We start from the raw sequence: 14,646 nt of genomic DNA on the forward strand, positions 1-14,646 counted from the left end.
AGACGGCGGTACCGTGAACCGAGCGTCGGGCACGAGCACGGTCGGGGGACGGGGTACGCCTCCCTCGCAGGGAGGGACACGGGATGACGACACCCCCGCAGCCGCCGAACCAGCCCCAGGACGGCGGTGGCTTCGGCCCCCCTTCCGCGGGAGGCTACGGACAGCCGCAGGACGGCGGTCCTGCACAGCCGCAGGGCGGTGCCTACGGGCAGCCGCAGGACAGCGGCCCAGGGCAGCCCCAGGGCGGTGCCCATGGTCAGCCGCCGCAGACCGGGGGCTACGGGCAGCCACAGGCAGGGGCCTACGGGCAGCCGCAGGGCGGCGGTTTCGGCCAGCCCCCGGGCAACCCGGGCGCCCCCGGGGCCCCGGGCGGCTTCGGCCAGCCCGGCCAGCCCGGCTTCCCCGCGCCTTACGGAAGCCCGCCGCCGCCCCCGCCGAACCGCAGCAACAAGGTCGTCGGCATCGTCGTGGCCGCCGTGCTGGTGGTCGCGCTGGCCGTCGCGGGCACGCTGCTGGTGCTCTCGGGCGGATCCGACGACAAGGACGACGCGGCCGACGACAAGGTGAAGCCCGAGAAGTCCGACTCGGCCTCCGAGGAGCCCACCGACGACTCCTCCTCCCAGGAGCCGACACCGAGCCCGTCGGAGACCACCTACGAGCTGAAGTTCCCCAAGACGCTCGATGACGGCCAGTACCGCCTCAAGAAGGACCTCAGCGACTCGGTCGACCCCGGACAGCCGGGTGAGGAGGCCCACCTGGGCTCCTATGCCAACCCGTCGGGCAGCTCCCGGCTGCTGTACGGGGCGGCCACCGGCGAGGACTACGGCAACCCCGAGATGTCCAAGAACCAGATGATGGACGGCATGGAGTCGGGCTCGGCGATGTCGGTGGCCGTCAAGCGCCGCGACATCACACCCACCGGTGGCGACCCGCTGACCTGCGAGGTGCTGGTCAAGTCGCAGGCGGGCCGGAAGCTGACGATCCCCGTCTGCGCCTGGAGCGACCCGGGCACCGCCGCCTACGTCGCCAAGGACGCCGCCGACACCTACGGAGTCGACCCGAAGAAGGTGGACCTGGAGGCGTGGGCGGACCGGGTGAACGACATCCGGGACGAGGTCCGCGTCCCGGCCGGCGGCTGACCGTCCCGGCCGGCGCACGGCCGCTCCACAGCCGACGCCCGGACAGGGCTTCGCCCGCCTCTCCGGGGGAAGAGAGGCGGGCGAAGCGGTTGCGGGGGGTGGCTCAGAACGGCCGGTCGCCGACGATCGCCACCCGCTCGGCCACCCGGCGGTGCGGCGCGTAGTCGAACAGTGCGTAGTGCTGGGTCGCCCGGTTGTCCCAGAACGCGATGTCACCGGGCTGCCAGGCGAAGCGCACCTGGTACTCGGGAACGTGCGCCTGGCGGACCAGTTCGGCCAGCAGCCGGTCGCTCTCCTCGCGCTCCATCCCGACGATGTGGGTGGTGAACGAGGTGTTCACGAACAGCATGCGGCGACCGGTCTCCGGGTGGGTGCGCACCACCGGGTGCTCGACCGGCGGGAACTCCTCCTGGAGTTCGGCCAGCCGCTCCGCCGAGGTGAACCGCGCGAACCCGGGGATGAAGTCGTGCACGGCGGTGGCCCCGTCGATCCGCTCCCGGATCCGGGTGGGCAGGTTGTCGTAGGCCGCGGCCATGTCCGCCCACATGGTGTGCCCGCCCAGCGGGGGCACCTCACGCAGCTGGAGCACCGCGCCCAGGGCCGGGCGCTCCCGGAAGGTGACGTCGGTGTGCCACACGTTCTCGTACGTGGGCCGCGCCGCCGCCCCCTTCTCGAACCGGACGATCTCGTCGCTGGACCCGCGGGCCAGCAGCGGATTGGTCTCCAGGTCGCCCCAGTTCCGGGCGAAGCCGGCCTGCTGCTCGGGAGTGAGGGCGGCGCCGCGGAAGAAGAGGACCTTCCACTCCAGCAGCGCCCGGTTCAGCTCCTCGCGCAGCGCGGGGCTCAGCGGACGGGACAGGTCGGCGCCGCGGATCTCCGCGCCGATGACGCGGGTCTGCGGCACGACCTCGATCAGCTCGTAGGGCCGCTCCTCCCAGTCCTCGGCGAAGGGCCGCAGAATGCGCACGCCTTCGTAGAGGCCCCCCTCGGGGACGCGCGCGGCACGCAGCGCCGCGGTCTGCTCAGGAGCCTGGTCGGGAGTCTGGTCGGGGGTGGTGATGCTCATGATCGATCCTCCAGCGGATCCGGTCGAACGCGTGGTGGACGTACCGGCCGCGTCCGCACGCGGCCGTCGTACCCGGCCGCGCGGGCGCGCGGCCGCCGTCGCTCCCTCCGGGAGCAGGGGTCACACCTAGAGACCGGATCGCTCGCACCCGCGCCGCCACGGGACGCCGTGGCGTCCGAGCGGGGAAGTGGAGTGCGCGACCATGCCGCTCATTGTGGGATTCGCACCCCGGATCGTCAACATCACCCGGCGCGGCCGACCGGAGCGATGGCGCGCCCCGCCCACCCCGGGGGCTCCTCGACGAGCGCGTCCAGGCGTGCACGGACCGTCTCGGGGAAGGGCATGCTGCCTTCGGCGCCGACATGCAGCGCGAACAGCTCGCTCGTGGCGACCGTGCGCTCCCCGACGGACATCTCGTGCGCGAAGCGCAGCTTCTTCCCGGCGGCACCGAGGACGTGGGTACGCACCGTCAGCGGGGCGCCTTCCGCGACCTCGTCCAGGTACCGGACATGTGCCTCGACGGTGTAGAGGGAACAACCGGTGTCCTCCCGGTAGGCCGGCCCGAGACCGACCTCGTCCATCATCGCGTCGGTGGCGTGGCCGAAGACCAGGACGTAGAACGCCTCGCTCATGTGGCCGTTGTAGTCGATCCACTCGGGGCGCACGGTCTGCTCGAAGAGCGGGAGCCGGGTCATGCGGACGCTTCGCCGGGGAGCCGGCCGGTGGCCCGCAGCACGTCGATGACGCCCCGGTCCCGCTCGGCGACCAGATCGGCGATGCTGCGCCCGGCGGCGGCCTCCTCGCAGCCCGCCACCATCGCGTCCCGCAGCGCCCGGTCCAGTTCGGGCGCCTCCAGCCGGGTCCACGGGGACTTCAGGGACGGCCCGAAGTGGTCGAGCATATGGCCCATGCCCCCTTCACCGCCCGCCAGCGCGAACGTCAGGCAGGGGCCCATGAACGCCCAGCGCAGCCCGGGGCCCTCGGTGATCGAGTCGTCGATCTCCCGCACCGTCGCCTCGCCGTTGGCGACCATGTGCAGCGCCTCCCGCCACAGCGCCTCCTGCAGCCGGTTGGCGATGAAACCGGGCAGCTCCCGCTCCATCGTGATCACCGATTTGCCGGCCGCCTCGTAGAACCGCGACGCCCACTCGACGGCCGACCGGTCGGTGCGCTCGCCGCCGACCACCTCCACCAGCGGGATCAGATAGGGCGGATTGAACGGGTGGCCCACCAGCAGCCGCTCGGGGTGCGCGGCCTCGGTCTGCATGTCGGTCATCGGATAGCCCGACGTGGAGGAGGCGATGACGACGCCCTCGGGCGTCGCCGCGTCCAGCTCGGCCAGCAGGCCGCGCTTGAGGTCCAGCTTCTCCGGCGCGCTCTCCTGCACGAACTGCGCGTCCGCGCAGGCTTCTTCGAGGGTGGCGGCGAACCGGAGCCGCTCGGGGGAGGCGCCCTCGGCGAGGCCCAGCCGGGTGAGCGCGGGCCAGGCGGCGTCCACCAGGCGGCGCAGCTTCTCGGGCGCGTCGGGCGCGGGGTCCCAGGCGGTCACGTCGTAGCCGCGCGCGAGGAAGTGCGCGACCCAGCCGCCGCCTATGACGCCGGCGCCGACGCACGTCACACGGGAGACGTCGGTCGGAGGGGTGTTCATCAGGGTCTCCTTGGGGTGGGGAGGAGGTTCGGCGGGGCCGCCGTCGGGGGCCCGCCGGTGCGGGGAGGGGCGGGTGGCGTCCGCCGGTGCCGGGGAGGCGGTGCGGCCGCTCAGGCGGTGCGGGGCTTGAGCCCCAGCCGGGCCCGCGCCTCGTCGGGGGAGGCGACCGTGGCGCCGAGCGACTCGGTGATCTGCACGGCCCGCTCCACGAGCTGCCCGTTGGTCGCCTTGACCCCGCGGCTCAGGTAGAGGTTGTCCTCCAGCCCGACCCGCACGTTCCCGCCGAGCAGGATCGACTGCGCGACCCACGGCATCTGCATCCGGCCCAGTGCGAACGAGGCCCACTGCGCGTTCGGCGGCAGGAAGTTGACCATGGACTGGAGCACGCCCGGGTCGGCCGGCGCGCCCCACGGGATGCCCATGCACAGCTGGAAGAGGGTCGGCTGGTCCAGCAGCCCCTCCTCCAGCAGCTGCTTGGCGAACCAGAGCTGCCCGGTGTCGAAGATCTCCAGCTCCGGCTTGACCCCGAGCTCCTGGATCCGGCGCGCGCCCTTGCGCAGCATCTCCGTGGTGGAGATGTAGAGCTGGTCGCCGAAGTTGAGCGACCCGCAGTCCAAGGTGCAGATGTCCGGCAGCAGGTCCTCCACGTGCGGCAGCCGGTCCAGGCCGCCGACCAGGTCCGTACCGTCCAGCGCGCCCTTCTCCAACGGCTGGTCGGCGTCGAGCACCAGGTCACCGCCCATCCCGGCGGTCAGGTTGATGACGACGTCGGTACCGGTCTCCTTGATCCGCTCCAGGACCTCGCGGTACAGCTCCCGGTCCCGCGAGGGCGCACCGGTCCGCGGGTCGCGGACGTGGATGTGCACGACGGCGGCGCCGGCCTCGGCGGCCTCGACCGCCGAGGCGGCTATCTGCTCGGGGGTGACGGGCACGTGCGGGCTGCGCCCGACGGTGTCACCGGCGCCGGTGAGGGCCGCGGTGATGATGACGTTCTCGGTGACGGGCATGGTGATACCTCCGGGGGAAGGGCGGTTCGGTCTGCGTCTGTCGGTGTCTGCCGGCTTCCGTCGGCGTCGGTCGCGGGCCGGGTGCGGTCAGTCGGCGGTCGGGGCGAGCAGTTCGGTGCGTACGTACGCGAGCAGCGCCGCATGCATGTCGTCCGGGCCGGTCCCGTCCTCGGTACCGGCGGCGCTGGCCAGTACCTGCGAGGCCAGCCCGTCGACGAGGGCGGTGAGCCGCAGGGCGCTGGACTCGGGGTCGACGGCGCGGAAGACGCCCTGCGCGATGCCGCGCCGTACGACGTCGGCGACGGTGGTGCGCCACTGCCGGTAGTACTCGACGTGCAGTCGTCCGATGGCGGTCGAGCGCGCCGCTTCGGCCCACAGGTCCAGCCACACCAGCCACTGCCGTCGCTGCTGTTCGGTCCGCGGGGTCTGCAGGGCGAGGAGTTCGGCCAGTTCGGCCGCGGCGTCCTCGGTTGCCCCGGTCTCGGAGATCCGGGTCGCGCGGCTTGCGGTGTCCTCGTCCATGCACCAGCGCACCGCCGCCTCCAACAGTTCGGCGCGGCCGGGGAAGTGGTAGTGGATCGCGGCGGTGCTGGTGTCGCAGGCGGCGGCGATGTCGGCCACCCGTACGGCGTGGAAGCCGTGTTCCGCGATCAGCCGCACCGTCTCGCGCACGATCTGCAACGGCCGTCCGGCGGCCGGGAGCACGGTGGTCCGGGTCCCGCCGCTCGGGGTCGGTTGGGCGCTCGGGGTCCTCGGCGCGTCGGGCGCGGTGGCCGCGGCGCCGCCGGAGCCCAGCAGCCAGCCGGCGTCGACCCGGCCAGCGTCGGCGATCCGGGCCAGTTCGGCCACGGTGAAGCGGCGCGAGCCGCCGAGCGAGCGGGAGAGCTTCGAGGGGTCCATCACGATGCGCCTGGCGAACTCCCGCTGGCTGCATCCGGTGGCTTCGACGACCTCGCGGACGCGCTCGGCAATCTCGCCCGCGCCGTCCTGGATCCGGTCGCCCGCTGTGTTCGGCATGCGGGCCACCGTACGAGAGCGTTGAGATAATCGCAATGAGTGGTGGACTTTTTGATCGGTTGCATACCGAGATTTCTAGGTGTTGCGCCTACTGACTGATGCGTCAGTCGGTAGGCGCAACAGGTCAACGCCGCGGTGCGGGCAAGGGGGCGGCGGTCCTGCTCAGCCGCGCGTTCATCCTGAACAGTGCCGGTATCAGGGCGTAGGCGGAGACCGGTACGACGATCAGCGTGAGGATGAGCGTCCGCACCGGGAGCGGCAGGGTCGCGGTGGGTGGCCCGAGCACTCCGAGGGCGACGGTGATGGTCGGGTAGACGGCGATCCAGGTGATCAGCGCCCGGCGGTGCGCGGACGGAGCGGATGCGGGCGGGGGAGTGGTGGACATGCTTCCTCCGGGGCGCGAGAGAGGGCTGGAGCGGGAAGGCAGGGTCCGGATGGACCCGGAATCCCAACCGGTTGGTTGGAGTTTGGCACCCCGGGCTCCCGTTGTCCAACCAATTGGTTGGAGTTCTCGGTTAGGCTGTCCCCATGGCCTGGGACACCGCACGCACCAAGCAGCGCCTCCTCGACGCGGCCGTGGAGGAATTCGCCGCATGCGGCCCCGAAGGCGCCCGCATCGCCCGGATCGCGGCCCGGGCCGAGATCAACAAGGAGCGCATCTACCAGTACTTCGGCAGCAAGGAGAAGCTGTTCGTCGCCGTGCTGCGGAGCGAACTGGAGCGAGTGGCGGCCGCCGTGCCGCTGAACGGCGACCAAGCCGCCGACCTGGGCGACTACGCGGGCCGGCTCTTCGACTACCACCGCGCCCATCCGCATCTGGCCCGGCTGCTGGCCTGGGAGGGGCTCCAGTACCAGGACCGGGTGGTCTCCGAGGCCGAACGCACCGGGCGCTACCGGGAGAAGGCCGCGGCGCTCGCCGAGGCCCAGCGCGCGGGCGCGCTGACCACCGGCGCCGCACCGGGCGCCCTGACCCACGCCGTCATCGCGCTGACGGCGTCCTTCTTCACCCTTCCGCAGGTGGCCCGCATGCTCGTCCCCGGGGACGGCGGTGCGGACGGAGCCGGCGACGAGGAGGGAGCCGCCGAAGGAGGCGTTGAAGTTGAAGGGGACACCGCCGAAGGAGCGGCCGACCCCGGCGCCGCGCAGCGCGCCGCGCTGGTCGCGATGGTGCGGCTGATGGCGGGGCAGGGCTGAGCGGCCCCGCGGAGAGCCCGGCCGGCCCTCAGGCCCCGGACGGGTAGCGGGCCGAGAGCGCCCGGACGGCGTCGACCATGGCGGCGCGCAGCGCGGGCGGCCCCACCACCTCCGCCTCGGCGCCCAGTCCGAGCAGATCGGAGACGGCGACCGGCTGCGACTCCACGGCCAGCTCGACCTCCACCCACCCGTCCGCGTCGGGCGGTCCAGCCCGCTCCAGCGCACGCTCACCGGGTGCGCCGAACTTCGCGGGGAGCAGCCGCAGACCCACGGGGGAGAGCCGGACCAGGGCGGTGTCCCGGCGGAGCAGCTCCTCCAGCCGCCGCGCCGACGCCTGCCAGGAGGCGGCCAGGTCGAAGCCCGCAGGCCGCTCGAAGACCTCGTCGCCGAGTGTGGCCTCCAGCAACCGGGAGATCCGGTAGGTGCGTACGTCCCCGGCGGGGGTACCGTCGCCGTCCGCTGTGCCGCCGTCCGAGGTGCCCCGGGCCGGGCTTCCGCCGTCCGCGGGTCCCGCCCCGGCGGCTGCCTCCCTGCCCGCGGTGGCCGCGTCCACGCGCTCCCCGTCCGGCTCGGTGTCCGGCTCGGCGGTCACCGCCACCATGTACCAGATGCCGCCCTTGAGGACGATGCCCAGCGGGTGCAGCGTGCGCCGTGCCTCGCCGCGCCAGCGCCGGTAGCACACCCGCAGCTCCCGCTGCTCCCACACGGACCGGGCGACCGTCGGCAGGAACGGCACCGGGTCCGGGTCCCGGAACCAGGCCGGCGCGTCCAGGTGGAACCGGTCCTGGACCAGCCGGCTGTGCTCGGCGAGCGGTGCGGGGAGCGCGGCGCGCACCTTGAGCTGCGCGGTCGCCAGCACGGCTCCGAGCCCCAGTTCCCGCACCGGGCCCGGGAGTCCGGACAGGAAGAGGGAGCCCGCCTCGGAGCCGGTCAGTCCGGTGAGCCGGGTGCGGTATCCGGCCAGGAGGCGGAAGCCGCCCGCCGGGCCGCGGTCGGCGTGCACGGGGACCCCCGCGCCGCTGAGCGCCTCGATGTCCCGGTAGACGGTGCGCACGGAGACATCCAGCTCGGCGGCGAGTTCGGGTGCCGTCATCCGGCCGCGGTTCTGCAGCAGGAGGAGCAGCGAGAGGAGCCGGTCGGCGCGCATGCGGCACATTCTCCCGCCGCCGGTTCCGGTACCTGACACAAGGTGTCAGGTACGGCCGCCAGGATGGCCGGACGCCGACACCACGTCTACCGAAAGGCCCCCTCATGGCCGAGCGCACCACCACCGCCGTCTTCACCGGCTCCTCCTGGGACGAGAAGGACGTCAGCGACGCCGACCGCAGCCCCCGCCTCGCGCACGCCGCCGTCGTCAACGACTACAGCGGGGGCATCGAGGCGGTGGGCACCACATGCCAGTACGTGCTCACCTACACGGCCGGGGGCGACGGCTCCTTCTGCGGTACGGAGCTGCTGACCGGCTCGGTCGACGGGCGGGAGGGTTCCTTCGCGATCCAGCAGCGGGGCACCTTCGACCGGGAGGGCGTCATCCGCTGCGCCTTCGAGGTCGTCCCGGGCTCGGGCACCGCGGCGCTGACCGGCCTGACCGGCACCGGCGACTACGAGGTCCGCGAGGGCGAGAAGGCGGTGGAGGTGGCATTCCGGTACCGGATCAGCGGGGACTGAACGCGGCCGGCCGCCGCCGCTGACCCTCGTCGGGGAGGGACAGCGGCGGCGGCCGCAGCGGAGGATCCGTGGGTCTGCCGTCCGGGCGGCGGACCCTAGGCGGGGGTGGGGGCCGAACTCTTGTCCGGAGCCGCGGCGGGAGCCGGGGTCCCGGGGCCGCTCTGCTCCTCCGGCATCTTCAGGAAGAAGGTCAGCACCATGGCGACCAGGTAGAGGGCGAGGAAGACGATCGTCACGCCCCCGGCGCCGACGAGCGGCAGGAACAGCGAGGCGACGGCCGGACCCACGAAGGCGGCGCCGCCCGCGCCGAGGTTGAGGAGCGCCATGGCGCCGCCCTTGTTGTCGGGGGCCATGTTGGGGATCAGCGCCGAGATGGGGACGAAGCCCGCCAGCGTGGCGCCGTAGAGCATTCCGGCGAGCACGGCGACCCAGTAGTAGTCGGGGCCGAGCCAGGTCGGCACGAAGTACAGCACCGTCACGCTGATCGCGCAGCCCAGGGCGCCGAAGGTGGCGATGGTCGTACGCCAGCCGATCTTGTCCGAGACGGCTCCGAAGATCAGGTTGAAGAAGATGTTGGTGCCGTAGATGATCGCCAGCAACTGGAGCCACTTGTCGGTGCCGAAGCCGACGTCGTCGGAGAAGATCCGCGGCAGGTAGACGAGCATGCCGAACTCGGGCGCCGTGTTGATGATCCGCACCAGGCAGCCGACCAGCACGCGCGGGTGGGTCCAGATGATCGAGACGCTGTTGAACAGGGACTCGCCCGTGGTGACACCGGGGTCGGCCAGCCGGTCGCCGCCCTCCCGCCGCTTGGCGCCGACCAGTGCGATGGCGCCGCCGACCAGGATGAGGCCGAGCGCGGTCCACAGGGTGCCCAGCTCGCCGATGGCGGGGATGGTGAAGCTGGACCAGAGGGAGCCGAGGGTGGGCAGGCCGCCGGTGAAGGCGAAGTAGAACCAGCCCACGGCGGTGCCCAGCCGGGCCTTGGGGGCGCTGCCGGTGATCCAGACCAGGAAACCGAAGGCGAAGAGCGGATAGCCGAAGCCCCGGATGCCGTAGAGGATCAGCATCATCGGGTAGTTCTCGGTGCCGAGCGCGAAGAGCAGGTAGAGCGCGTCGAAGACGGCCCAGATGGCCAGGCCGACCCACATCACCTTGCGTGGGCCCCACACCTGGGAGAGCGCGCCGGAGAACCAGGAGGCCAGCATCACGGCGACGCCGTAGGCGGTGATGACGTAGCCGGCCTTCACGTCGGTGCCCGCGCCGTGGTCGGCCATGTAGGGCGCGATGAAGCCGCTCTCGACGCCGTCGCCGATCATGAACAGCAGTACGCCGACATAGCCGAGGACCAGGGGTTTCGGCAGCCCTATGCGATCGAGTAGCCCTCTCTCGGCGGCTCGGTTCGCTGGATCCGTCATCGGGGGGCCTCCGCTCTGAGGTATCCGGTTGGTGCACCGCAGATCCTCAGCCCGGCTCCGAGAAATATCAAGAGCTATGTTAAAAGTAACGGTCAAGTTCGTTATTGCGTAACAGTGCGGCTCGGCTCGGTAGCCGCACCGGAGCCCGGGGCGGCCCGCCCGGCCACCCGTCACCGATCACCCGTCACCGGCCACCCGGCCCGTCATCAGCCCCGCCCGCAGTGCCGCCTGCCGGCGCGGCCGCGCCCGCTAGGCCGGTACCACCCGCACGTCCGTCAGCTTGCGCAGCTCCGCCACCAAGTCGTCCTCGACCGGCCGGGACAGCACCACGTGGTCGAACGCCTGCACGGGGTCCAGTCGGTGCAGGGCGCTGCGCCCGACCTTGCTGTGGTCCATCAGCAGCATGCTCACCGAGCCGGACTCCCGCATCGCGCGCTTGAGCGCGACGATCTCCTGCTCCTGGTGGTAGGTCATGGTGCCGGTGATCGCGGAGGTGGAGACGACGGTCAGGTCCACCGAGAAGCTCTTGATCATCTCCAGTGCGGAGAGCCCGATCCAGGAGTCGTGGGTGCGCGAGTACTCGCCGCCGATCGCGATCAGCCGCACGTCCTCCACGTGCCGCAGCTCCTCGGTGATCAGCCGGTAGTTCGTCACCACGGTCAGCGGTCCCACCTGCGGCAGCAGTTTCGCGAAGGCGAGCGCGGTGGTCGAGTCGTCCAGCATCAGCGACATCCCGGGCGCCACGAACTCCAGTGCGGTCCTGGCCAGCGCCTCCTTCTCGCCCGTGTGCGCGTGCAGCCGGAAGTCGGAGCTGGACTCGAAGACGGTGGAGGGCTGGGCCGAGACCCCGCCGTGGTACTTGCGCAGGATGCCGCGGTCGGCGAGTTCGGCGATGTCCCGGTGCACGGTCATCACGCTGACGCCGGTCAGCTCCGTCAGCTCCGCCACCGAGGCGTCGCCCTTGGCCAGCACGTGGTCGACGATCTGCTGCTGACGCTTCTGGCGCGCCGCGCGCGCCGCTGAGTGGGCGGTCATGGGGACCATCCTGCACCCCGTACGGTGCGTTCCGGTTCGCAGGCCGACGGCAGCCGCACACAGCTCCCGATGCCCGTACCAAGTGACGAGTGACAGATAACAGAACCAGTGTTAATTTTCAGGGAGCCGAAGGTGAGGAGTTCCGGCCGTGGCCGATGCAGTGGTGTTTGACATGGACGGAGTGCTCGTCGAGAGCGAGCATCTCTGGGAGCGGCTGTGGACCGCGTTCGCCGCCGAGCGCGGCAAGCAGTGGGGACCCGAGCAGACCAAGAGCTGCCAGGGGATGAGCGCTCCGGAGTGGGCCGCCTTCCTCACCGAGTTCGCCGGTGCGGGCGACAGCGCCCCCGACACCGAGCGCACCGTCGTGGACGGCATGATCAAGGCGCTCGAGGACGGCGAGATCGAGCTGCTGACCGGCGCCCGCGCGATGATCGCCGACACCGCGGCCCGCGGCCCGATCGCACTCGCCTCGTCCGCGCCGCGCCGCGTGATCGACGCCGTCCTCGCGCACCATGGAGTCGACCACCACTTCAAGGCCACCGTCTCCAGCGCCGAGGTCCCGCGCGGCAAGCCCAGCCCGGACGTCTACCTCGCGGCCGCCGACAAGCTCGGCGTCCCCGCGGCGGACTGCCTGGCGGTCGAGGACTCCAGCAACGGGCTGCGGGCCGCGGCGGCGGCCGGGATGACGGTCGTCGCCATCCCCAACCCCGGCTATCCGCCGGCCGAGGACGCCCTGGCCGGGGCCGCCCACGCCTCGTCCGACCACGACGACGTACGCCGCTACCTGCTCTCCCGGCTCACGGAGGGCTCCCCGCTCCAGGAAGGAGACCCGGCATGACGGACCCGACAGCCGAGCCGACCCGCGTGCTGGCCTCCGGCGACCACTTCATCGCCCCCGGGCTCTTCGTCGACGCGCTGGAGTCCGCGCTGCGGGAGACGGCGCCCGGCGTCCGGCTGGAGTTCCGCACCCAGACCACCCCGTGGCCGCACACCCCCTTCGGCCCGGTCGGCAACGTCAAGGAGGCCAGCGGCACCGAGGACGAGCTGCTCGAAGCGCTCGGCGACGCCCGGGTCGCACTCGTCCAGATGGCACCGTTCACCGAGCGGGTGATCCGCGAGGCGCCGAACCTGGAGCTGATCTCGGTGGCCCGCGGCGGCCCGGTCAACGTCGACGTGGCTGCGGCCACCCGGGCGGGCATCCCGGTCACCTTCGCGCCCGGCCGCAACGCCGCGGCCGCCGCCGAGTTCGCGCTCGGGCTGATGCTCGCCGCGCTGCGCCGCATCCCCGCCTCCGACGCGGAGCTGAAGAAGGGCACCTGGCGCGGCGACTACTACGCCGTCGAGAACGCGGGCCTCGAGCTGGACGGCACCACCGTCGGACTCGTCGGCTACGGCGCCATCGGCGCGATCGTCGCCCGCGTGCTGCGCGCCTTCGGCTCCACGGTGCTGGTCGCCGATCCCTACGCCGACCCGGCGAAGGCACAGGCGGACGGCGTGGAACTGGTGGCGCTGGAGGAGCTGCTGCGCCGCAGCTCCGTGGTCAGCCTGCACGCCCGGGTCACTCCCGAGACCCGGCACCTGCTCAACGCCGACAACCTCAAGCTGCTGCCCGAGGGCGCCGTCCTGGTCAACTCGGCGCGCGGCGAACTCATGGACTACGCGCCGCTGCCCGCGCTGCTCGAATCCGGCCGGCTGGGCGCGCTGGCACTCGACGTGTACGACATCGAGCCGCCGCCCGCCGACTGGCCGCTGCACCGCGCGCCGAACGTCATCACCACCCCGCACCTGGCGGGCGCCACCCGGCAGACCGCCGATCGCGCCGCAGCCGTCACCGCGGCCCAGGCGGCGGCGTACCTGCGCGGGGAGCGCCCCGAGTTCGTCGTGAACCCGGAGGTGTTCGAGACCACCGGGGCCGCAGGGCGAGGACCGCGGTCATGATCGTCGGGGTCGACGTCGGGACCTCGGTCACCAAGGCGCAGCTCATCGCCCGCGACGGGCGCACCGGCCCGGCGCACGAGGCCCGCAGTACGCTGTACACGCTGCCGGGCAACCGCGTCGAGCAGGACATGGACGAGGTCATCGGCACCGTCGTCACCGTCGTACGGGCGGCCGTGGCCGACGCCGCGCAGTTCTCCCCCGACGAGCCCGTCGAAGCCCTCGCGCTCACCGGCCAGGGCGACGGGCTGTGGCTGCGGGACGCCGCCGGCCGCCCCGTGGGCCGCGCGCTGTCCTGGATGGACGGCCGTGCCGCCCCCGTGCTGGACGCCTGGGCGGCCGACGGCACGGCGCGCGAGGTCCACCGGCGCACCGGGGCCGGGATGTTCCCCGGCGCCGCCGGTCCGCTCCTCGCGCATCTGGCCGAGCACGAGCCCGAGCGGCTGGCCGCGGCCGATGTGGCCGGGTACTGCGTCGACGCCATCGCGCAGCGCTTCACCGGTGCCCGCACCGTCGACGCGTCCGACGCCTCGGTCCCGTTCCTGGACGCGGCCCGCCGCACCTACGACGACGAGGCCCTGGAGCTGTGCGGGCTGAGCCGCTGGCGCGGGCTGCTCGCCGAGCCGGCACCGCCCGGCGCGCTGTTCGGACTGCTGCCCAAGGTCGCCGCGGAACTCGGACTCCCCTCCGGACTCCCGGTCAGCGCCGGCCCCTTCGACATCCCCGCCTGCGGATTCGGCTCCGGCCTGGAGCAGGTCGGGCAGGGCAACCTCATCATCGGGACCACCCTCGCCTGCCAGGTCCTCAGCTCCGACCCCGCGCCCGGCGCGGGGGACGAGGCCGCGGGCATGGTGCTGGCCACCCCGTACGAGGACCGCTATCTGCGGGTCATGCCCGCCATGATCGGCACCGCGGGGCTGGACTGGCTGCTGGGCATGCTCGGGGTGCGGATCGAGGAACTCGACGCACTGCTCGCCCGGTCCCCCTACGGCGCGGCCGGGGTGACGGCGCTGCCGTTCCTGTCCACCAGCGGCGAGCGGGCCCCCTTCGTGGACGCCCGCGCGCGCGGTCGGCTCGACGGGCTCTCCCCGCTGACCAGCCGCGCCGACCTGGTACGGGCGCTGTGCGAGGCCGTCGCCTACTCGGCCCGGCACTGCCTGGAGACCCTCGGCGTCGACGGTGCGATCACCGCCTGCGGCGGCGGCGCCCGCTCCGGCGAGTGGGGGCGGATCTTCGCCGGTGTCCTCGGCCGGGACGTGCACGTACGCGAGGACGCCGTGGGCATCCGCGGCGCCGCACGGGTGGCCTGGCGCGCCCTCGGCGCGGACGCTGCCGCCGGGCACGGCGGCGACGGCGGCGGGGTCGCCGGGTCCGGCGGCGACGGTGCCGGGGCCGCCGGGTCCGGCGGGATCGGCGGCCGGGTCGCCCGGGCCGACGCGGAGGCCGTCGCCTTCTACGAGGACGGCTACCGCCGCTACCTCGACACTCTGGAAACCGCCCGCCGGTCCTGGTGAGCCCG

At 72.9% G+C, this 14,646-nt stretch carries 15 protein-coding genes; 6 read left to right on the forward strand and 9 right to left on the reverse strand.

Going from position 1 to position 14,646, the window contains the following annotated elements; translation table 11 throughout:
- The first annotated feature begins 83 nt into the window (after positions 1 to 83).
- Positions 84 to 1,139, forward strand: a complete 1,056-nt coding sequence (locus tag ACFYMO_RS30465) for a hypothetical protein (RefSeq protein ID WP_366771709.1) — start codon at positions 84 to 86, stop codon at positions 1,137 to 1,139.
- Between the two features lie 103 nt (positions 1,140 to 1,242).
- Here the strand turns inward: ACFYMO_RS30465 and ACFYMO_RS30470 are convergent, their stop codons facing one another.
- The 6 genes from ACFYMO_RS30470 to ACFYMO_RS30495 all read right to left on the reverse strand — a co-directional run bounded on the left by ACFYMO_RS30470 (position 1,243) and on the right by ACFYMO_RS30495 (position 6,262).
- On the reverse strand, positions 1,243 to 2,205 hold the full coding sequence (locus tag ACFYMO_RS30470; protein WP_366771710.1) for a TauD/TfdA family dioxygenase: 963 nt from the start codon (positions 2,203 to 2,205) through the stop codon (positions 1,243 to 1,245).
- A 242-nt stretch (positions 2,206 to 2,447) separates the two neighbouring features.
- Positions 2,448 to 2,900 carry a thioesterase family protein gene (locus tag ACFYMO_RS30475; protein WP_366771711.1) on the reverse strand — a complete coding sequence of 151 codons (453 nt, stop codon included), beginning with the start codon at positions 2,898 to 2,900 and terminating at the stop codon, positions 2,448 to 2,450.
- Positions 2,897 to 3,853 (reverse strand): 3-hydroxyacyl-CoA dehydrogenase NAD-binding domain-containing protein, encoded by a 957-nt coding sequence (locus tag ACFYMO_RS30480; protein ID WP_366771712.1) that lies wholly within the window; start codon positions 3,851 to 3,853, stop codon positions 2,897 to 2,899. Before ACFYMO_RS30480 ends, ACFYMO_RS30475 begins: the two co-directional genes overlap by 4 nt.
- A 110-nt stretch (positions 3,854 to 3,963) precedes the next feature.
- Positions 3,964 to 4,860 (reverse strand): 3-keto-5-aminohexanoate cleavage protein, encoded by an 897-nt coding sequence (locus ACFYMO_RS30485; RefSeq protein WP_366771713.1) that lies wholly within the window; start codon positions 4,858 to 4,860, stop codon positions 3,964 to 3,966.
- An 87-nt stretch (positions 4,861 to 4,947) separates the two neighbouring features.
- On the reverse strand, positions 4,948 to 5,877 hold the full coding sequence (locus ACFYMO_RS30490) for a TetR family transcriptional regulator C-terminal domain-containing protein (RefSeq protein WP_388550451.1): 930 nt from the start codon (positions 5,875 to 5,877) through the stop codon (positions 4,948 to 4,950).
- Positions 5,878 to 6,001: 124 nt separating this feature from the next.
- On the reverse strand, positions 6,002 to 6,262 hold the full coding sequence (locus ACFYMO_RS30495; protein ID WP_366771715.1) for a hypothetical protein: 261 nt from the start codon (positions 6,260 to 6,262) through the stop codon (positions 6,002 to 6,004).
- A 143-nt stretch (positions 6,263 to 6,405) separates the two neighbouring features.
- Between ACFYMO_RS30495 and ACFYMO_RS30500 the strand changes: the two genes are divergently transcribed.
- On the forward strand, positions 6,406 to 7,071 hold the full coding sequence (locus tag ACFYMO_RS30500) for a TetR family transcriptional regulator (protein WP_366771716.1): 666 nt from the start codon (positions 6,406 to 6,408) through the stop codon (positions 7,069 to 7,071).
- Between the two features lie 28 nt (positions 7,072 to 7,099).
- On the opposite strand, the gene ACFYMO_RS30505 is transcribed toward ACFYMO_RS30500, so the two are convergent.
- Positions 7,100 to 8,218, reverse strand: coding sequence for a WYL domain-containing protein (locus ACFYMO_RS30505; protein WP_366771717.1), 1,119 nt, complete (start codon positions 8,216 to 8,218; stop codon positions 7,100 to 7,102).
- Positions 8,219 to 8,322: 104 nt separating this feature from the next.
- Between ACFYMO_RS30505 and ACFYMO_RS30510 the strand changes: the two genes are divergently transcribed.
- Positions 8,323 to 8,739, forward strand: a complete 417-nt coding sequence (locus ACFYMO_RS30510) for a DUF3224 domain-containing protein (RefSeq protein ID WP_366771718.1) — start codon at positions 8,323 to 8,325, stop codon at positions 8,737 to 8,739.
- 95 nt (positions 8,740 to 8,834) lie between these two features.
- On the opposite strand, the gene ACFYMO_RS30515 is transcribed toward ACFYMO_RS30510, so the two are convergent.
- Positions 8,835 to 10,157 carry an MFS transporter gene (locus tag ACFYMO_RS30515; RefSeq protein ID WP_366771719.1) on the reverse strand — a complete coding sequence of 441 codons (1,323 nt, stop codon included), beginning with the start codon at positions 10,155 to 10,157 and terminating at the stop codon, positions 8,835 to 8,837.
- A 249-nt stretch (positions 10,158 to 10,406) separates the two neighbouring features.
- The gene (locus ACFYMO_RS30520) at positions 10,407 to 11,192 is read right to left on the reverse strand and encodes a DeoR/GlpR family DNA-binding transcription regulator (protein ID WP_366771720.1); all 786 of its coding nucleotides are present in this window, start codon (positions 11,190 to 11,192) and stop codon (positions 10,407 to 10,409) included.
- Between the two features lie 148 nt (positions 11,193 to 11,340).
- Between ACFYMO_RS30520 and ACFYMO_RS30525 the strand changes: the two genes are divergently transcribed.
- From ACFYMO_RS30525 to ACFYMO_RS30535, 3 genes are read left to right on the forward strand one after another with little or no spacing between them, the layout of a single operon-like run.
- Positions 11,341 to 12,030, forward strand: coding sequence for an HAD family phosphatase (locus ACFYMO_RS30525; RefSeq protein WP_079135232.1), 690 nt, complete (start codon positions 11,341 to 11,343; stop codon positions 12,028 to 12,030).
- Positions 12,027 to 13,130: a 2-hydroxyacid dehydrogenase gene (locus ACFYMO_RS30530; protein WP_366771721.1), complete on the forward strand. Its 1,104-nt coding sequence runs from the start codon at positions 12,027 to 12,029 to the stop codon at positions 13,128 to 13,130. The genes ACFYMO_RS30525 and ACFYMO_RS30530 overlap by 4 nt, the downstream gene beginning before the upstream one ends.
- The gene (locus ACFYMO_RS30535) at positions 13,127 to 14,641 is read left to right on the forward strand and encodes an FGGY family carbohydrate kinase (protein ID WP_388550458.1); all 1,515 of its coding nucleotides are present in this window, start codon (positions 13,127 to 13,129) and stop codon (positions 14,639 to 14,641) included. Before ACFYMO_RS30530 ends, ACFYMO_RS30535 begins: the two co-directional genes overlap by 4 nt.
- Positions 14,642 to 14,646 lie beyond the last annotated feature (5 nt).

The organism is Streptomyces sp. NPDC007025, assembly GCF_042869455.1.
Lineage (GTDB): Bacteria > Actinomycetota > Actinomycetes > Streptomycetales > Streptomycetaceae > Streptomyces.